Below are 17,501 nucleotides of genomic sequence, written 5' to 3'. Positions count from 1 at the left end.
GCCATATTCATTTCGTTCATTATTTATAGATGTAGGGCTTTTGAGGGCTGAAATCAAGGTGTGCACACAGATTTAGCCGCTTAGACTGATGAATCAGGCACAATAATGTAGTTAAGCTGTTCTGAGCCGCTGAAAAAACAAAAAGAGCCGTAGCTCTTTTTGAAGTTTCAAGAAAACAGTACACGCTAATCTAATTTAGACTTGGCATTGGCTTTTTTCTTTTTGACTTTGGTCTTTTTCTTCACTTTGTCTTTAGGCTTGCTTTCAGACTTGGCCGAAGATTTTTTACTGTATGAGCTAGGTTTGCTCTTGGCTTTTTTCTTTGGTACAGGTTGTTCACCGTTTTCACTTAAAGTCGCTTTGCTTGGACGTTCAGAAAAGACTTGTTCAGTGGCTTCACGGCTGATTGGCTTTGCTACACGTGGTGCACGCATACGAACTGCACGGCCTGCATGGGTAAGCTGCTGCATCAATTCAAAATCAATTTTACGGTCTTCTAAATTGACTGCTGCGACTTTAATTTTGACTTCATCGCCCAAGCTAAAGCTTTGACCTCGTGCTTGTCCAATCAGACTTTGGCTGGCTTGGTCAAAGACAAAGAAGTCATCGCCCAATTGGCTAACGTGAATCATGCCATCTACATAAAGGTCTTTAAGCGTTACAAACAGACCAAACTCAGCTACTGCAGAAATGACTCCTACAAACTCTTCACCTAAATGCTGCTGCATATAGTGACATTTTAGCCATGTGGTGACTGAGCGTGAGGCTTCGTCGGCACGACGTTCGGTTGCAGAATAGTGTTCGCCTGCATCATCTAAAGCTGCACCAGACAGTGGAGATGGCTTTTGTTTTAAATGCGCTTTAATGGCACGGTGTAATAACAGGTCAGGGTAGCGGCGAATTGGCGAGGTGAAATGCGTGTAGGCATCATAAGCCAAGCCATAGTGTCCTGCATTATTGGCACCATAATAGGCCTGCATCATGGAGCGTAATAACACTGCATGAATACTAGGGGCATCAATACGGTCTTTGGTGGCTTCAATCACAGCTTGATAGTCGGCCTGCGTTGGCTGTTCTGGGAAATGCAAGCCAAGCAGTTTGACAAAATCACGGACTTTTTGAATACGTGAAAACTCTGGTGGTTCATGCACACGGTACAGCATTGGCACATCGTGTTTTAGTGCGTATTCTGCTGCTGCGACGTTGGCCAGCAACATACATTCTTCAATCAGTTTATGCGCATCGTTACGGGTGCGTGGCAAAATTTCGTTAATTCCACCCAACTCATCAAAGGTCATGTAGGTTTCAACGGTTTCAAATTCCATGGCATGACGTTCAGCACGTAAACCTTTCAGCACCTGATACAACTGGAACAGGGTATTCAGTGATTTACGTACTTCACGATCTTCTGGAATGGCAGCACTGTCACCCTCAAAATATTGAGCCACTTGGGTATAGGTTAAACGTGCTTTGGAATGCATGACCGATGGATAAAACTCAAACCCTGTAACACGACCTGCACGTGACAGTTTTAAGTCACAGACCATACATAAACGGTCTACATGCGGGTTCAGAGAGCATAAACCATTAGAAAGTGCTTCAGGCAGCATTGGCAATACAAAGTGTGGGAAATACACCGAAGTACCACGTTCCTGCGCTTCATCATCTAGCGGTTTGCCAGGACGTACATAATGGCTGACATCGGCAATGGCAACCACGACACGGTAACCCCCGCCTGGGCGTTTTTCGGCATAGACAGCATCGTCAAAGTCACGCGCATCTTCACCATCAATGGTAACTAAGGCTAAATCACGTAAGTCGATACGCCCTTCACGGTCTTGCGCCGTAGGCTCCTGAAAACTTTCAGCTTCCTGAATCACGGCTTCAGGAAATTCATACGGTAGACCAAATTCCAAAATGGTTTGTGGAATAATAATTTCGGTATCTGCTTTATCTGCCATGGACTGAACAATATGACCAGTCGCAAACTCTTCACGAGTTGGATAGTCGTCAATTGCAATGCGTACAGAGTCGCCCAGTTTGACTTGGGCATGTTCAATCAGTTCTTTTTCTAAGGTAATGGGTTGATGGCTATTCGGCTGGGCAGGCTGAATAAAATATTCACCATCGTATTCTGACAATTTACCAATGATTTGTTTGACGCGACGCTGGGTGACTTCAGTAATAAAGCCCCATGCTTTGCCTTTACGATCCACTGAAGTCTGGCGGACTTTAACCTGATCGCCATTAAACACTAAACGCAGTTCACGTTCAGGCAGCAAAATATCATCATGGCCTGAAATATTGGCAGAGCCTAAACCTTTACTGTTGATGTAAACCGTGGCGTCATGGGTCGGTTGTTCTGCAGCCAGCTGGAACTTAAATCCATCTTTCATGAGCTGACCATCACGCACCATGGCAATTAAACGATGGCTTAACGCATCAATACTTTTTTGATCTGCAATGGCAAAATGCTCGACCAAGTCTGCATGTGACTGTGCCGCTTGCAGTGTTTCAATGGTTTCTAAGATTAAGGTACGGCTTGGAATAGGATTTTCGTAACGTTCGGCTTCAGCTTTCGCTTCAGGATCGACCCAATTTTTCATCATGTAATAAACTTCATGTCAGAAGATAGGTTTAGCATAAGTCATGTACGTGAAGACTGCACGTAAATGATTGCAATAATGTGTTTTCTGTCGTTATTTTACGATGTTTCAGATTTTTATGTATGCAATGTCAAAAGATCACGCTGAATTCTTGCATTGAAGCATGAAAATTGTTTAAAAAATATTTAATTGAGCAAAAATATGCAAAAATTGTGGTGTCTAAGCTTGCAGTACTAGCACTTAATTTGTATTATGGCGGCACGTTACGGTGAGATGGGTGAGTGGCTGAAACCACGTCCCTGCTAAGGACGCATACGGGCAACTGTATCGAGGGTTCGAATCCCTCTCTCACCGCCACGCTTTACTTATGTCGCGCTCATAGCTCAGCTGGATAGAGCACTTGGCTACGAACTAAGGGGTCGGGAGTTCGAATCTCTCTGAGCGCACCAATAAGTAAACCGAAAAGTAACGCATCGCCTTATGGCACACAAGTAATGCGCTCATAGCTCAGCTGGATAGAGCACTTGGCTACGAACTAAGGGGTCGGGAGTTCGAATCTCTCTGAGCGCACCAACTTGAACAATCAACCGCTTTATTGCGGTTTTTTTGTGCCTGAAATTTGGTGAATATTGGTATATGCATTTACCCGAAGCCAAGCCAGTACAATAGTTGTTTTACGGTATAATTCTTTTGATTCGTCCAATATCTGTGCATTTGATTGCAAAATGATGAATTAATACTTAACAGCCAGAAAAAAATACGTATAATGCACCCCATCAAGTCGTCGCGCTCATAGCTCAGCTGGATAGAGCACTTGGCTACGAACTAAGGGGTCGGGAGTTCGAATCTCTCTGAGCGCACCAACTTGAAATAAAAAACCGCACTTTTGATGCGGTTTTTTTGTGTCTGAAATTTTTAAACTTTTCTATAAAAATGAATCTTTCTGTTTACTTATTATCTTAATTTTTGCTGTACTTTCAAAGCATATACGGTATTGCCACCTAATGCGGGTAAAACGTCATGATAGGGCATACTGCGCATGGCGCGTAATAAAAACGGTGCCTGATCATGAATCTTCATACTGCTGGTAATATGAAATAAGGTGCCATCTGACTGGGGGAGTAAGCGCATGCTACCTTTTACTAACTTTAAGTCACCGCCATTGGCACTGAAGTGGTTTTGCAGCGCATCAGGTTGGTAAAAACGCATTTTGAAATTAAACGGAATTTGAATGACCCCTAAACCTACCGAGACTTTATAGTTGGCATCTATGTTTTGGGGATTAACAGGATGAAGTTCGACTTTTTTGATTTGCCGAGGAAAAAGTTGCTGGGTCGCTTCAGCCATTAACCACGGTTGCAACTTTTCAACTGGATTTGGAAAATATTGATAGGTACTGCTGAATCTTAAATTCTCTGACGCTGCTCCATCTTTTACTTGATGATTCGGCAATAGAAAGCTGACAGGCTGCCCCGATTTTTGACTGAGTTGAGCAATTTTCTGTAGCTGTTGAGCATTGAATTTTAGCTGCGGAACTTGGGTTGCCAGTGCTGTAGCATGTTTATTTTTAAAACGTTGTTGCAGTGCTTCTAGCAGAAAGGCATTGGTGCTCGGAGGAATGCCAAGTTTTGCTTCAGGTAATGCATTCAGAATTTTGCTGAATAAAAAGCCTTTAGGTTGATTCAGGTCACCCCATTGCGTGACTGTCACCAGCGTTTTATCTGGGCCTAGCGCAAACCATTCCAACTTTCCAGCACCATAAGGAATCGGCGCATCAATAATCAAGCTGCTGATACTGTTGTTAGCTTGGTGATGCTGCATTACCAAGGTTTCTTTAAAATTCAGGACTGGAATTGGGGTTGGGATATGAATTTGATATTTAACCTGCTGGATCGAACCTTGTTGCTCCAGTACCTTGGCTGATTTTAATGTCGGAAATAACCCCAGATAACTGGGATAATGTTGCAATAATTTTTCGACTTGCGCTTCAGCTACAGGTAGCACGACAGCAGCACTGTAATATTTGGCCTTGCTGGCCGCATTATTGTTTAAAGTAGGGAGTTGGGTGTGACGTGTGGGATGGGCATAAATCAGAATCCGCTCACCAGTCAGCTCCGCCAGTTGCTGAGCATTGCCTGAATATGCACTGAGACTACTTGGAACTTCGGCATTCCAGGGAATAATCTTGGCCAGTGCTGTAGCAGATGTTCCTAAAAGTACGCCAATGAGCATACATTGCTTTAATTTTTTCATTCAACATCCTGTTGCGTATTTTTGTTTTAATTGCTGTTTATTTAAAACCAAATACACCCATTTCCAAAGCAAAGTTATGTAATTGATGTGACAGGTCATAAGGTGGGCGATATTTTGGTATAGTATTGGGCAAGATTTTATTTTTAATGTGATGCTATGACTGAGTCAGCACCAACTTTATCGACCCGTTATTTTCTGACTTTAGAAGAATCTCAAGATGGGTTTGCACTTGCCACTTTTGGTAAAAAACAATTTACCCGATTTATTACCCCATTCATTAGTGTGGCAATTATCGCGTGGGGCTTTTATTTAGGTTTAGATGGTGTAGGTCGTTACTACATTGCACTCGGTGCTTTCTTTTTGCTGTTGCAAGTTTTAATGCGCTACTGGTTTTTACCGATGATGTTTAAGCGTCAGTTTGTGAAATACCAATTTGGAAAAAGCGAGCAAGGTATTGATTTATTTCAGGACTATGCCGAGCTGTATGCCAATGGCCGTAAACAAGTATTTCATTATAACGAAGTGCAAAATTTTGCTGTAGGCAAATTGACCTATATGTTGGAATTAAAAAATCGTACTGTGGTGATTGTACCGAAACGTGCATTTAATCAGGCCGCAGAGCAAACTTTGTTTGAAAACACCTTTAAAAAGTAATTTTAATTTTTCCTATTTGTAAATATCAGAGGATGACCATGAGTACACGTCCATCTAAAATTGTCTGTGTCGGTCGCAGTTATGCAGACCATGCCAAAGAATTAGGTAATGCTGTACCTGATCGTCCTGTGTTATTTATTAAGCCACCAAGCAGCTTACGCAGTTTAAATGATGGTATTTCTTGGAATAAAGTCTGGGGCAATTGCCATTATGAGTGTGAACTGAGTTTACGTATTGATCAGCCATTAAATGCAGACACAGATCCTGCCAAAGTATTGGATGCTGTAAGTGCAGTGACTTTGGGCTTGGATTTAACCTTGCGTGAATTGCAGGATGAACTTAAGAAAAAAGGGCAGCCATGGGAACGTGCTAAAGCCTTTGATGGTTCTTGTGTGTTGGCAGATTGGGTGGATGTATCAGAAATTCAGGACTGGAAAAACGTGCATTATCGTTTAGACATTAATGATGAGTTACGTCAGCAAGGCAACACAAGTTTATTGATTTTTGATATTGCTACGTTGTTGGCCGATATTAGCCAAGTGTTTAGTTTGGAGCCTGGAGATGTGGTGATGACAGGCACACCTGCGGGAGTGGCGGCATTACAGTCGGGTGATCAGTTAAAGATGAGCTTAGAGGGGCAAACGCAGGCATTTGTCTGGACGACTTTTGTGAAATAAAGTGTACGCTATAGCGGTGATGGCTTGAGCAATGACCATCACCGTGTAGAACTATTTAAATCTGATTAAATCTGACTTTTATTTTCTGAGTAAATGCTGAAATTTACTGTGTAATTTATTCAGTTTGGGTGGAATTGAAAAATTACAGTAGCCCTGATTCGGGTTTTTAGCAAAAAAATTCTGATGATAATCTTCTGCAGGGTAGAACATAGGTGCTGCACTGAGTTCTGTCACAACATTTAAACCTTCTGCTTGCAAAGCTGCAATCATGTCGGCTGCCGCCTGTTGCTGCGCTGCATCTAAATAGTAAATTACAGAGCGGTATTGCGTGCCGACATCATTCCCTTGACGGTTTAATGTGGTTGGGTCGTGTGTCGCAAAAAATACGTCCAGTAATTGTGAATAGCTGATCTGCTGTTCATCAAAATCAATCAAAATGACTTCGGCATGTCCGCTGTCGCCACGGCAAATATCTTCATAGCTTGGGTTTAAGGTGTGTCCACCCGCATAGCCACTGGTGACTTTTTCTACGCCTTGCAGTTGTAAAAATACGGCTTCGACACACCAGAAACATCCGCCACCAAACAATGCTTTTTGCATGATTTTGTCCTTATATTTTATGAATGAATCGTGTGAAACCCGTTGATTTATCAACGGGCTTAAGCCTTAACGGGCAGCAGTTGCTGTGGCAAACTGAATCAGTAAATTTCCATGACGGTCTAGCAATTTCAGGGTTTTGCCATAAACCTGATAATGTGTCACTTTATTTAGCGCTTCATGGAATTTTTGATCCAGATTATTGTTGTTTAAACAAGCCATTCGTGTAGTTGCCAACTGACCGAGTTGTAAGGTGTCACGTCCTGCGACATAGCTACCACTTAAACGATTACAGCTATCTGAACCCGTAACGCTTTGTGTTGCTGCATCAAATTGTAACTGTGGTAAATTCTGAGTTGCTGTGCTGCTGAGCATGGTATTGCCCAATTGTGTTGCAGTCCAAGTGCGCTGAGCTAAGTTGGCCTGATTGATTGCCGTGATTTGGCTGGCGCTGGTTTGGGTTGGCATATTTTCACATCCAGAGAAGAGCATGACTGAAGCAAATATTGCGATACCAAAAGATTTTTTGAACATGGGATGCTCACTTATTTTTAGGAAATTGTTGCTATCTAAACAAATTATGCATGATTGCTCTAGTTGAATTTGTAGCTTTGCTGCAATTTTGTTGAGGATACTTTGCATTTTTATGGTTGTGCTGATGTTAGCAGAACCAAATGAGCAAAATAGGTCAAGGCATTACTTTGGTTTGATAGGTCGGGTAGTGAAAGGTGGTTGTTTGTTTTGGCACAGCATCAAGCTGTACACCTTGGCGAATCAGACTGGAAAAGTCCTGACTGTGGATATCTTTTAAGTTTTCCACACGTGGATTAATATGCGCCTGTTGATACCAAGTAGGCATATCCCAGCGATGATCCAATGCCTGTAAGTCGTACAGATAATTAGGTAAATAGCCTGAAGCAAACAGACGGTAATCGGCAGGGAAACGCTTTTGGGATACTGCCTGAATCATATCAAACAACAGTGTGGTGCAATTACTGGTCAAAGTATTGTACCAATGTGGCTTAGCTGCTAAAGCATCGGCTTTACGCAGATATTCCTGAAACAAAGCCTGCGCTTCTTGAGGGTTCATCTGAATAGGGAAAAAGTAAACTTGCTCACCCCGAATATTACTGCGGGTATAGATAATATCTTTTTCATCGGCAGCGACCAGACTGAGTTCATACTGTCGGAAAAAGCCACCAATTGCAGAAAACTCTTCGTGTTTTTCTTTACGAATTTCAATGGAAAACGTTAGTGGCGCTTGATCTGAAAAGTCGAAGCTGACGAGGGTGTGTGCAATTTTAGGCCCCATCCAATATGAAGTGATGATATTCACCCCAGTAATCTGTTTGAGATTAAATTGGCGGGTTTCCCAGTGTTCGGTATAGCTGCCATCGGCATGCCAGTCAAAATTACGGACATTGTGCAGCGTGACCTGATCTTGTACTTGTTCATAACGCAGCATACGTGCGACTTCAGGGTTCCAGTCACGATCTTGTTTAGCATCCATCCCAAAATACCAGAACAGCCCCAAAGCAAAACCCAATAGATAAACCAGAATATCTTGATTGCGGCTCAGCAAATGTTGAGTGATATAAATGCCCAAAATGCTGAGCGTAAAGGCCAGCCAAGTTCCAATCAGCACACGGCTCATCAGCCAACCCAAAGGCTGATGAATCCATAAGGCCATACTCAGCCAAATAGAAGAAAGAATGACACCTAAACTGAAGATGAAATGCAGCATCCGCCATTCCTGAGACAAGTTAAATTCCGTTTAAGTCATCATAATCAAAGATTGCCAAGGCTGTCAGCATTATTTTTGGTAGCGGGCAAACTCAAAGGCAATGCCTGATTTTTCATCGACATGCTGTTCAGAGGCTACTTTTTTAAACTCGGCTGGAATGGCCGGATAATACGCATCACCCTGGACATCTAGTTCAATATGAGTCAGTTCTAGGCGGTCAGCGATTGGCATGGTTTGGCTAAAAATTTCACCACCGCCAATAATAAATAGCGTATTTGGCTTTTCTGAGACTTGCACATCGGCAACGGCTTGCTGCAACGCATCTTCAATACTGTTTGCCACTTTTGTGCCTTCAAAAGCCCAGTTTGGGTCACGGGTGATCACCCAATTAACACGTTTAGGTAGAGTGCGTCCCATCGACTCCAAGGTTTTACGCCCCATAACTACCACACCACCTTGGGTGATTTCTTTGAAGTGTTTGAGGTCTGCCGAAATATGCCACGGCAATTGGTTGCCCTGACCAATGCAGCGCTGTTGATCCATCGCCACCACGTGTACAACTTCTAAATTTTGAAATGACATAAATTTGGCTCGTATTTTCTGGGTCTGCAATGCGTCTTTTCGGACGTGAAAGCAGGGCTTTTTTAATGTTGAATGAACAGTTGATTAGACGGCTACGGGTGCTTTAATTGCAGCGTGTGATTCATAGCCTACAATTTCAATATCTTCAAATTTAAAATCGAAAATATCTTTAACTTCAGGATTCAATTTTAACTGACATAAAGCCATTGGCTCACGACTGAGCTGTAACTGTGCCTGTTCAAAGTGGTTGGTATATAAATGGGTATCGCCACCTGTCCAGACAAAATCTCCCACTTCTAAATCACAGACTTGTGCAATCATGTGGGTCAGCAAAGCATAGCTGGCAATATTAAAGGGTACACCTAAAAACACATCGGCACTGCGTTGATACAACTGACATGAAAGTTTGCCGTTGTGTACAAAAAACTGGAACAGGGTATGACAAGGAGGTAACGCCACTTGTCCTGCTTCTTTCGGGTTCCAGCCCGACACGATCAAACGACGTGAATTTGGATTGGTTTTAATTTCATTGATTAACCATGCAATTTGGTCAAAGCCATCTTGCTCATACAAACCATCGGCTTTTTGAGTAGCACCAAAGTTACGCCATTGATGTCCGTACACAGGGCCAAGTTCACCTTCAGGACGGCCAAAGCGCGCGGTTTGTTCTGCAGTAGACCATTCATCCCAAATGCTGACTTTATGTTCTTGTAGGTATTTGACGTTGGTATCACCTTTTAAAAACCATAACAACTCAATCACGATTGAACGGAAATGCACTTTTTTGGTGGTGAGCAGGGGAAAGCCTTGCGCTAGGTCAAATCGCATTTGATGCCCAAACACTGAACGCGTGCCAGTTCCAGTACGGTCGCCTTTATCGCCACCATGGTCAAGAATATGTTGGAGTAGGTCTAAATACTGGCGCATAGCATTCTCTGGTCAAGCAAAAGTGAATATTTTGTGGGCTGGGCCATTCTAGGCTCAATAAATCAGAAAGAATAATAGCAGAGTTTTTAAAGTTGTGACTTTATTGTGTGTCGGAAGCTTGAAGTTGATGCAGCAAAGACAACGGTGAAAACAGACAAATGGCCAAAGCGGTAAAGCCAATGCCTTGTGCACCTGAAATTAAGATTTCACCGTGTTGAATTTGCATAAAAATCAATGCGAGTAACAAAGCCAGTGGAATCCAAGTCAAAACACGTGCGATCCAGCCTGTTGGATGTTGCTGAGTAAAATGAATTTTACAGTAACGGCAAATCAGGAAAACAAGACCTGCTGCCAGAAACATTAAAATTGCATCGAATTGGAGTGGTTGTAAGATGTATAGGCCTGCGGTGACTAGGGCAATGATAATCAGCAGGGCAATTTTCTTTAGCACTGTAACCTGAGGGTTAAACCAAAATTCCAGCATTTGAGTTCTTCAATTGTGTTCAATGAGCATTCAGAATTTGCACTGTAGCATAAAAAAAGGCGAAGATTGACTTCGCCTGAATAGATCAAATACGCAGTGCAGGGCTGCTTAGCTGTTCTTCTGCGGTCCCCAATCATAAATTTTCTTTTGATAGGCATACCACATCATCCACATGCCCACCAAAATCATTGGTAAGCTCAGGAATTGACCTTTACTCATCCATGCAATAAAGAGCTGACCGTGATCTGGCTCTCGGAAAAACTCGACTACAAAGCGTGCTAAGCCATAACCTATTAGGAATAGGGCAGAGACTGCCATACGTGGACGCGGTTTGGCGCTGAACCACCACAGCAGAATAAACAGCAGCAGCCCTTCAAATAGCGCCTGATACACCTGCGATGGATGCCGTACCAGCTGCAATGGATCGGTCGGGAAAATCATGCCCAGTGCAAAGTTCGGATCACTGACCGGACGGCCATATAACTCGCCACCAATAAAGTTGCCGATACGTCCAAACATGAGCCCGGTCGGGACACAGGGTGCAATAAAGTCCAGGGTTTGGAACCAGGTCATCTGGTATTTTTTACACCAGAACAGCATAGCCAGCATGACCCCAAGGAAGCCACCATGGAAACTCATACCACCTGTCCAGACTTGGAATAACCATAGTGGATTTGCCAAAAATTGTTCAAAGCCATAAAAGAAGACATAACCGACACGCCCGCCGATCACCACGCCTAAAGCGCCGTAAAAAATTAGGTCGGACACCATGTCTGAAGTCCAGCCACGTTGTTTGGCACGATAAGTTGCCAAACCCCATGCAAATAAAAATGCCAGTAAATACATCAAGCCATACCAATGGACTTGCAAAGGCCCGAGCGAAATCGCAACGGGATCAATATTTGGATAGGTGAGCATTCCTGTTCCTTGTGATTCTGTTTTGCACAGATTTTAGCTGAATGTAATGAAAAATGTTGTACATTCAATGTGTAAAGATCAAGAGTTTAAATTATGTGTATTGTGGCATTGGCTTGGCAGGTCTTGGCAGACACTCCACTATGTCTGATTTCTAATCGGGATGAGTTTTATCGGCGGCCAACAGAGGCACTGGCAGCGTGGCCTCATAGTCCGATTATTGCAGGACAGGATTTAGAGTCGGGTGGTACGTGGATGGGCATTACTCAGTCTGGTCGTTGGGCAGTGATTACCAATTATCGTGATGGTCGAGAGACAACAGAATATCCAACCTCACGTGGGCATATTATTCAGGCTTTTTTGGAATCTGAACAAACCCCTATCCGTTTTGCTCAAAACTTAGAAAAACAGCAATGTGAATATGCAGGTTTTAATTTATTTGTAGGCGATACCACCCAAGCGGTGTATATGAGTAACCGTGGCGAAGCACCGCAAGTGTTGGCCAAAGGTGTGTATGTGGTGTCGAATGGACTGATGAGTGACCCTTGGGAAAAAACCGCACGTTTGCGTAAGCGTTTTACTCAGGAATTTTTACCCATGATGCAATTGCCAGATATGGCTCAAACAAGCCTTCATGCAGCGGTGTGGGATATTTTGCAAGATGAGCGAAAAGTTGCAAATGAGTTGTTACCACAAACGGGTATTGCCTTGGAGATGGAAGCGTTATTGTCATCGACTTTTATTCAAAGTCCAGTGTATGGCACACGCAGTTCTAACTTTTTATGTATGCAAGCACAGCAGTTTATATGGTTGGAAAAGACCCAATATGGTGAGCAAAAAGGAACGATTGTACGACAGCAAGTGAAGATTGAAGCATAAAAAATGCCGACATGGTGTCGGCATTTTTTGATTGTCGCTAGATTATAGTTTTGCTGTTTCTTCAGTTTGGATTAAGCCTTCACCAGCAATTTCACCGCCGTCTTTACGGGTGATGACTACGGTCGCAGAACGAGGACGTGTGCCTTTACCTTTACTCAGGTTGTCGCCGTGATTTGATGGCCATACACCACCTGGGTGTTGAACGTTGACAAAGATTGCTTTGTAGTCAGGCGTCATGGTTACACCTGTAATTTCACAACCACTTGGACCTGTTAAGAAACGACGGAATTTAGTGTCATCTAGTTTGGCACCCACTGGTGTTGATTGGAGACGGTCACCTGCTGCAGCGGTTTTGATTTCACCATCACCGATCGTACCTGGCAAAGCGGCTAACATCATACAGTTGGTTTTGTCTGTGTAAGCACCATCATCGGTTTGAATCCAAAGTACGCCACGTGGGTCAAACCACATACCATCTGGACTTGAGAAGTCGTTGTTATCATTTAAACCTGAAAGGTTCACTGATTTATGTGCGTTTGCTTCTGCGCCAAATAAGAAAATATCCCATTCAAATTCAAGAGCAGAAACTGTGTCACCTTTTTCACGGAAGCGGATAATATGTCCATTGACGTTGCCGTATTGTGCAGATTTTTTATCTTTTTTAATAATAGTATCAATATATTGACGTGGGTTGGCTGCATCAACGTCATGTGTTGTGCCACGTTCTGAGTTGTTGGTCAACGTCACATAGACTTCACCGTTGTGAGGGTTAACAGCAACCCACTCAGGACGGTCCATTTTAGTTGCACCAACAGCATCACCTGCAATACGCGCATTGACTAACACGTCAGCTTGGTTTGCAAATTTGTATTTTAAGTAACCAGATATTTTTGGATTATTGATATTTAGTTCAATCCATTCACCAGTCGCTTTCTGAGTGCTTTCATCAAAATTGAATTTTGCAACATACAGCTTACCGCTGTTCATGTATTTATCACCAATAGCATAGCCACCGTTGATATCTTCAGGATTCCATTTTGCATCTGAAACGAACTTATAAATGTACTCACCACGTGAGTCATCACCCATATAGAAAGCTAATGGTTGATTTGGGATTGCACGGCTCACACGGCAGTCTTCGTGCGCAAAACGACCTAATGCGGTACGTTTAACAGGAAGCTCACGGTTATCAAATGGGTCGATTTCTACAATCCAGCCAAAAGTATTGTCTGCGTGACGGAAGTCTTGAGTTGCATCAACACCTTCAGTTGCTTTCACCATCCAACGATCATATAAAGACTGCACGTTTTGGGCTGTGATTTTACCGTGTTTGGTAATATCGCTTGCTAAAGATGCTTTAGTTGCAACTACGGTATGCCATTTATATTCACTGAGTTTTGGAATTTTATAGCGGTCTAAAGCAAATTTTTTACTAATAGTTTGATTTTCATCATCACGAGAGAAATATTGGTTAAAGTTTTCTTCTGTAGTTAAGTAAGTTCCCCATGGGGTGTAACCATTACCACAGTTATTGATTGTACCTAGGCTGAAAGTACCATCTGTGCTGATTTTGTTTTGTACTAATACGTCGCCTCTTACTGGACCACGAAGTTCTATTGGTGTTGCTGCAGTAACACGGCGGTTAAATACTGAGCTTTTATTAATAGAAACAGATTGTGTAAGATCTTTGCTGACTTCAATGATAGATACACCATGACAGTTAATTTCACGTAATGCTTCATCTTCTACGCGTGAAATTAATCCAGTGGTGAGCTGAATATCTTTTTCACCAAAACCGTGGGTGTGGTTTGCTGGGTGAATAATGTCAGCACTATCTACATATTCATGGTTTAAGACCAACAGACCTTTATTGGCTTGCTGTTCTTCATAACGGCCATTGCTGCCCATACCAAAGTAAGTCATACCGTCATGGCATTCGCCTGAACGCATGGTAAATGATGCACCTGATGGAATTTGGCTGTCATCCCAGTCATTTAAACCATCAATGATCGGATCGCCTAAAGCATACAAAACACGTGCTTCATAGCCTTCAGGAACAGTAAACTCATTTGATGTATTTTTATTGACAGGCGTAAATTTTAAAGTAGACGTTGGTTTGATTTCTTGTTCTGGAGTTGCTGCTTGGTCATTATCATCATCACTACATGCAGTCAGTGAGGTTGCCAAAGTAAGTGCAACTGCGCCGCCAGCTGTTTTTTTAATTAAACTACGGCGTGTAATTTGTTTATTGAGTAGTTCAATAAACTCTGGATTCCCCGAATTATTACTATCGTAATCATCGTTAAAAGGCATTTGATCAGTCATTTTTTTTCCTAGCAAATTCGCTTGGTGGTTTGAAAGTTATATGTAAATTAGTGGCTAAACATGACATGCGGGTTAAGCTTATGTGTCAAACTGGTTAAATCCGCTAGGGCGCAAAACAGCAGCCATAAAAAAGAAGCAATGATTGCTTCTTTTTAAAATTCAATATCTTATTTAGTTATGACTGATTCGACGCTTCTCAATTAATTTGCCAAAGAATAAACCAATTTCAAATAACATCCACATCGGAATGGCAAGCATGATCATTGAAAGAGCATCGGGTGGAGTTACAAACATAGCGACAAAAAAACAGCCGACAATAATAAAACGGCGTTTTTCAATCAGCGTTTGGGTAGACACCACACCAATCATAATGAGTAAAAGAGTGACAATTGGAATTTCAAAGGTGAAACCAAAAACCAAAAATAACTTTAAACAAAATGTGAGGTAGCTATTAATATCCGTCATGGGTGCAACTGTTTCAGGCGACACACTAATAAAAAAGTGCAAGATTGAAGGCAGTGCAACAAAATAGGCAAAACTGATGCCGATATAAAACAGACAAATACTGCCAATCAACAAAGGTAAGGCCAAACTTTTTTCTTTCTCATATAGTGCAGGTTTTACGAATGCCCAAAGCTGATACAAAATAAATGGCATCGCTATCAGCAGCGCCACAAAAAAGTTCAGTTTAAATGGCGCCATAAAGGTTGCCGTGACATCGGTTGCAATCATGGTCGATGTATGTGGCAATTGCGCACGTAAGGGCTCTGATAAGACCTGATAGGTTTTATTGGCAAATGGCAATAAACAAAAGAATAAGGCAATAATTAACCCGACAATTTTAAAAAGATGCTTACGCAGCACCATCAGGTGCTTGGTAATTGGCATTTCTTCTAATGCAGGTTGCTCAGACTTCACCACCAAATGAGGAAGCTGAGTAGAATTGGGCTGACTCATACCGCGACCTTCATTTCAGTATATATTGTATTTTGAATGGGGGAGATAGATGCTGATGCAGTCCGTACTGGCGCTTTAGGGATGCGTACCATGCACTGTTTTTCTGTATTTTCAACAGGTTGATAAAACTGCTGTTGTAAGTTGTTTAAAGATGCCTGTTTTGAGTCTGTCGATGATTTTGCATCATCAAAGATTTTTTCATTTTTCATTTCAGACATCTGAGCCTGCATTTTTGCCTCAAGCTCTTGAATACGTGCCATTTCTTGCTGCATTTGTTCACGTAATTCAGATAAACGCAATTCACGGTCGATGTCGTTTTGAACATTGCTGACCATACGTTTTATTTTGCCATACCATTTTCCGACAAAACGCGCAGCTTCTGGAAGTTTCTCAGGACCCAGCACCAATAATGCAATGATGCCGAAAATCAGCAGTTCCGTCATTCCAATATTGAGCATAATCTCAAACCCTCAGCCTTAGTGTTTTACTGTCGAATTGACATCACTGCTGTTGGCCTGATGTTCGATGGTACGAGGTTCTTTGAGTTGAGCTGTTTCAGCTTCATCGTCTTTAATTGATTTTTTAAAATCTTTGACTGCACCACCGACATCTTTACCTAAGTTTTTCAGTTTAGATGTACCAAATAATAAAATGACCACAATTGCAAAAATCAGCACGTGCCAAATAGATAATCCTGCCATGATTTAGACCTCTCATTAGTTGAGCCTATCTCAACAGGTCTGTATGACAATGCGGTGACGAATGTGTTGCGATTTAAAGACAGGGGATTAAAGAATATAAATTTGGAAAAAGAAACAGCCTGTACATGACCGCAGGCTGTTGTATTTGAGCAATTAAGATTCGACTTAATAGATGTTCATGCAATTAAGCTTGTAGGCTATCTTTAAACTGTTGCATGGCCTGACCACGATGGCTGATTTTATTTTTTTCTGCTTTCGACATCTCAGCACTCGACACACCCAATTCAGGTAACCAAAACAGTGGGTCATAGCCAAAACCATTTTCACCACGGGTTTCTGCTAAAATTTCCCCTTTCCAAATCCCCTGAAATATTTTAGGGAGTGGGTCATCGGCATGTTCAACCAAGGCTAAAACACAGACAAACATGCCTTCAATGGCTTCACCATCTTGACGTAGTGGTTTGAGTTTATTGAGCAGTTTTTCATTGTTGGCAGCATCATTGCCGTGTTCGCCTGCAAAACGTGCAGAATAAATGCCTGGTGCACCACCTAAAATTGGCACACATAAACCTGAATCATCGGCAATGGCTGGCTTGCCTGAAATTTTTGCGGCATGGCGAGCTTTTAAAATGGCATTTTCGACAAAGCTCAAACCATCTTCCACCGCATCTTCAATATTGAGCTGACCTTGCGGAATCACCTGTACAGGTAAATCGAGCTGTGCAAACAAGGTTTCAAATTCTGCAATTTTGCCTTTGTTATTGCTTGCTAAAACCAAAGTTCCTTGAGCGCGCCAATCAGTTGCAGTCATAATTTAGATCTAAATTGAAAACAATAGGGCATATTTTAACGGATTTTTCAGATTTAAAAGGTTAATCTTGCATAGATTTATTTTTAAAAAGTAGAAGGGGGCAAGTGTGAGCAAAATTTCAGAACTATATCGTGATTCAAGTCAGCATCGTACATTACTCCAGCAAAGTGAGCGTTGTGGTTGCTTTTATTGTCTTAAAATTTTTGACTATAGTGAAATTGAAGATTGGTGTGATGACGAGCAAACGGCTATTTGCCCGCATTGTGGTATAGACGCCGTATTGGGTTCTGCATCGGTAGAAGCATTAACCCCTGAACTGCTAAAGGCCATGCATCAGGCTTATTTTGAATAAAATATAAAAGCACCCGAAGGTGCTTTTAATGAAATTA

Annotated in this window: 17 protein-coding genes, 4 tRNA genes and 1 pseudogene; 8 read left to right on the top strand and 14 right to left on the bottom strand. The window is 42.2% G+C overall.

Annotated elements, in window-relative coordinates:
* Positions 1-185: 185 nt before the first annotated feature.
* Positions 186-2,609, bottom strand: a complete 2,424-nt coding sequence (gene rnr / locus HHA43_RS01500; protein ID WP_168525599.1) for a ribonuclease R — start codon at positions 2,607-2,609, stop codon at positions 186-188.
* Positions 2,610-2,873: 264 nt separating this feature from the next.
* Between rnr and HHA43_RS01495 the strand changes: the two genes are divergently transcribed.
* From HHA43_RS01495 to HHA43_RS01480, 4 genes are all read left to right on the top strand, one after another.
* Positions 2,874-2,963: transfer RNA gene (locus HHA43_RS01495), tRNA-Ser, on the top strand.
* Between the two features lie 15 nt (positions 2,964-2,978).
* Positions 2,979-3,055: transfer RNA gene (locus HHA43_RS01490), tRNA-Arg, on the top strand.
* Between the two features lie 47 nt (positions 3,056-3,102).
* Positions 3,103-3,179: transfer RNA gene (locus tag HHA43_RS01485), tRNA-Arg, on the top strand.
* Between the two features lie 213 nt (positions 3,180-3,392).
* A tRNA-Arg gene (locus tag HHA43_RS01480) sits at positions 3,393-3,469 on the top strand.
* A 91-nt stretch (positions 3,470-3,560) separates the two neighbouring features.
* Here the strand turns inward: HHA43_RS01480 and HHA43_RS01475 are convergent.
* Positions 3,561-4,859 carry an SRPBCC family protein gene (locus HHA43_RS01475; RefSeq protein ID WP_168541551.1) on the bottom strand — a complete coding sequence of 433 codons (1,299 nt, stop codon included), beginning with the start codon at positions 4,857-4,859 and terminating at the stop codon, positions 3,561-3,563.
* A 156-nt stretch (positions 4,860-5,015) separates the two neighbouring features.
* Between HHA43_RS01475 and HHA43_RS01470 the strand changes: the two genes are divergently transcribed.
* Positions 5,016-5,513 carry a YcxB family protein gene (locus HHA43_RS01470; RefSeq protein WP_168541549.1) on the top strand — a complete coding sequence of 166 codons (498 nt, stop codon included), beginning with the start codon at positions 5,016-5,018 and terminating at the stop codon, positions 5,511-5,513.
* A gap of 38 nt (positions 5,514-5,551) precedes the next feature.
* Positions 5,552-6,190 (top strand): fumarylacetoacetate hydrolase family protein, encoded by a 639-nt coding sequence (locus tag HHA43_RS01465; RefSeq protein WP_168541547.1) that lies wholly within the window; start codon positions 5,552-5,554, stop codon positions 6,188-6,190.
* A 78-nt stretch (positions 6,191-6,268) separates the two neighbouring features.
* Here the strand turns inward: HHA43_RS01465 and msrA are convergent, their stop codons facing one another.
* The 7 genes from msrA to lgt all read right to left on the bottom strand — a co-directional run bounded on the left by msrA (position 6,269) and on the right by lgt (position 11,442).
* Positions 6,269-6,790, bottom strand: coding sequence for a peptide-methionine (S)-S-oxide reductase MsrA (msrA, locus tag HHA43_RS01460; protein WP_168541545.1), 522 nt, complete (start codon positions 6,788-6,790; stop codon positions 6,269-6,271).
* A 66-nt stretch (positions 6,791-6,856) separates the two neighbouring features.
* Entirely contained in the window at positions 6,857-7,321 is a 465-nt protein-coding gene (locus HHA43_RS01455; RefSeq protein ID WP_168541543.1) for an META domain-containing protein, read from the bottom strand.
* Positions 7,322-7,475: 154 nt separating this feature from the next.
* Positions 7,476-8,531, bottom strand: coding sequence for a DUF4105 domain-containing protein (locus tag HHA43_RS01450; RefSeq protein ID WP_168418755.1), 1,056 nt, complete (start codon positions 8,529-8,531; stop codon positions 7,476-7,478).
* A 69-nt stretch (positions 8,532-8,600) separates the two neighbouring features.
* Positions 8,601-9,113: a dihydrofolate reductase gene (locus tag HHA43_RS01445; protein ID WP_168418754.1), complete on the bottom strand. Its 513-nt coding sequence runs from the start codon at positions 9,111-9,113 to the stop codon at positions 8,601-8,603.
* A gap of 84 nt (positions 9,114-9,197) precedes the next feature.
* Positions 9,198-10,040: a thymidylate synthase gene (thyA, locus tag HHA43_RS01440; RefSeq protein ID WP_168541541.1), complete on the bottom strand. Its 843-nt coding sequence runs from the start codon at positions 10,038-10,040 to the stop codon at positions 9,198-9,200.
* A gap of 100 nt (positions 10,041-10,140) precedes the next feature.
* A complete protein-coding gene (locus HHA43_RS01435) occupies positions 10,141-10,524 on the bottom strand; it encodes an AzlD domain-containing protein (protein WP_168541539.1) in 384 nt (127 codons plus the stop codon).
* A 108-nt stretch (positions 10,525-10,632) separates the two neighbouring features.
* Entirely contained in the window at positions 10,633-11,442 is an 810-nt protein-coding gene (gene lgt, locus HHA43_RS01430; protein ID WP_168541537.1) for a prolipoprotein diacylglyceryl transferase, read from the bottom strand.
* A gap of 93 nt (positions 11,443-11,535) precedes the next feature.
* On the opposite strand from lgt, the gene HHA43_RS01425 reads away from it, so the two are divergent.
* Positions 11,536-12,318 carry an NRDE family protein gene (locus HHA43_RS01425; RefSeq protein WP_168541535.1) on the top strand — a complete coding sequence of 261 codons (783 nt, stop codon included), beginning with the start codon at positions 11,536-11,538 and terminating at the stop codon, positions 12,316-12,318.
* A 42-nt stretch (positions 12,319-12,360) separates the two neighbouring features.
* Here HHA43_RS01425 and HHA43_RS01420 read toward each other — a convergent pair whose 3' ends face one another.
* The 5 genes and pseudogenes from HHA43_RS01420 to rdgB form a co-directional block, all read right to left on the bottom strand.
* On the bottom strand, positions 12,361-14,643 hold the full coding sequence (locus HHA43_RS01420; RefSeq protein WP_168541533.1) for a PhoX family protein: 2,283 nt from the start codon (positions 14,641-14,643) through the stop codon (positions 12,361-12,363).
* 171 nt (positions 14,644-14,814) lie between these two features.
* Complete coding sequence (tatC, locus tag HHA43_RS01415) at positions 14,815-15,600, bottom strand: twin-arginine translocase subunit TatC (RefSeq protein WP_168541531.1); 786 nt, start codon at positions 15,598-15,600, stop codon at positions 14,815-14,817.
* A gap of 208 nt (positions 15,601-15,808) precedes the next feature.
* Positions 15,809-16,058, bottom strand: a pseudogene (gene tatB / locus HHA43_RS13305) (Sec-independent protein translocase protein TatB); the annotation flags it as partial.
* A gap of 18 nt (positions 16,059-16,076) precedes the next feature.
* Positions 16,077-16,301 carry a Sec-independent protein translocase subunit TatA gene (gene tatA, locus HHA43_RS01405; protein ID WP_104852566.1) on the bottom strand — a complete coding sequence of 75 codons (225 nt, stop codon included), beginning with the start codon at positions 16,299-16,301 and terminating at the stop codon, positions 16,077-16,079.
* Between the two features lie 184 nt (positions 16,302-16,485).
* Entirely contained in the window at positions 16,486-17,112 is a 627-nt protein-coding gene (gene rdgB / locus HHA43_RS01400) for an RdgB/HAM1 family non-canonical purine NTP pyrophosphatase (protein WP_168541527.1), read from the bottom strand.
* Between the two features lie 106 nt (positions 17,113-17,218).
* Between rdgB and HHA43_RS01395 the strand changes: the two genes are divergently transcribed.
* Positions 17,219-17,464 (top strand): cytoplasmic protein, encoded by a 246-nt coding sequence (locus tag HHA43_RS01395; protein WP_168541525.1) that lies wholly within the window; start codon positions 17,219-17,221, stop codon positions 17,462-17,464.
* Positions 17,465-17,501 lie beyond the last annotated feature (37 nt).

This window comes from Acinetobacter sp. A2, from assembly GCF_012371325.1.
GTDB lineage: Bacteria > Pseudomonadota > Gammaproteobacteria > Pseudomonadales > Moraxellaceae > Acinetobacter.
This window is presented reverse-complemented; position numbering and strand designations above follow the sequence as displayed.

What these genes read in the sequence shown, in the direction of transcription:
- tatC (WP_168541531.1), bottom strand. Translation starts at nt 15,600, where the DNA reads ATGAGTCAGCCCAATTCTACTCAGCTTCCTCATTTGGTGGTGAAGTCT.
- HHA43_RS01465 (WP_168541547.1), top strand. Translation starts at nt 5,552, where the DNA reads ATGAGTACACGTCCATCTAAAATTGTCTGTGTCGGTCGCAGTTATGCA.
- HHA43_RS01445 (WP_168418754.1), bottom strand. Translation starts at nt 9,113, where the DNA reads ATGTCATTTCAAAATTTAGAAGTTGTACACGTGGTGGCGATGGATCAA.
- tatA (WP_104852566.1), bottom strand. Translation starts at nt 16,301, where the DNA reads ATGGCAGGATTATCTATTTGGCACGTGCTGATTTTTGCAATTGTGGTC.
- lgt (WP_168541537.1), bottom strand. Translation starts at nt 11,442, where the DNA reads ATGCTCACCTATCCAAATATTGATCCCGTTGCGATTTCGCTCGGGCCT.
- HHA43_RS01435 (WP_168541539.1), bottom strand. Translation starts at nt 10,524, where the DNA reads ATGCTGGAATTTTGGTTTAACCCTCAGGTTACAGTGCTAAAGAAAATT.
- msrA (WP_168541545.1), bottom strand. Translation starts at nt 6,790, where the DNA reads ATGCAAAAAGCATTGTTTGGTGGCGGATGTTTCTGGTGTGTCGAAGCC.
- rdgB (WP_168541527.1), bottom strand. Translation starts at nt 17,112, where the DNA reads ATGACTGCAACTGATTGGCGCGCTCAAGGAACTTTGGTTTTAGCAAGC.
- HHA43_RS01455 (WP_168541543.1), bottom strand. Translation starts at nt 7,321, where the DNA reads ATGTTCAAAAAATCTTTTGGTATCGCAATATTTGCTTCAGTCATGCTC.
- rnr (WP_168525599.1), bottom strand. Translation starts at nt 2,609, where the DNA reads ATGATGAAAAATTGGGTCGATCCTGAAGCGAAAGCTGAAGCCGAACGT.
- HHA43_RS01475 (WP_168541551.1), bottom strand. Translation starts at nt 4,859, where the DNA reads ATGAAAAAATTAAAGCAATGTATGCTCATTGGCGTACTTTTAGGAACA.
- HHA43_RS01470 (WP_168541549.1), top strand. Translation starts at nt 5,016, where the DNA reads ATGACTGAGTCAGCACCAACTTTATCGACCCGTTATTTTCTGACTTTA.
- HHA43_RS01420 (WP_168541533.1), bottom strand. Translation starts at nt 14,643, where the DNA reads ATGACTGATCAAATGCCTTTTAACGATGATTACGATAGTAATAATTCG.
- HHA43_RS01450 (WP_168418755.1), bottom strand. Translation starts at nt 8,531, where the DNA reads ATGCTGCATTTCATCTTCAGTTTAGGTGTCATTCTTTCTTCTATTTGG.
- thyA (WP_168541541.1), bottom strand. Translation starts at nt 10,040, where the DNA reads ATGCGCCAGTATTTAGACCTACTCCAACATATTCTTGACCATGGTGGC.
- HHA43_RS01425 (WP_168541535.1), top strand. Translation starts at nt 11,536, where the DNA reads ATGTGTATTGTGGCATTGGCTTGGCAGGTCTTGGCAGACACTCCACTA.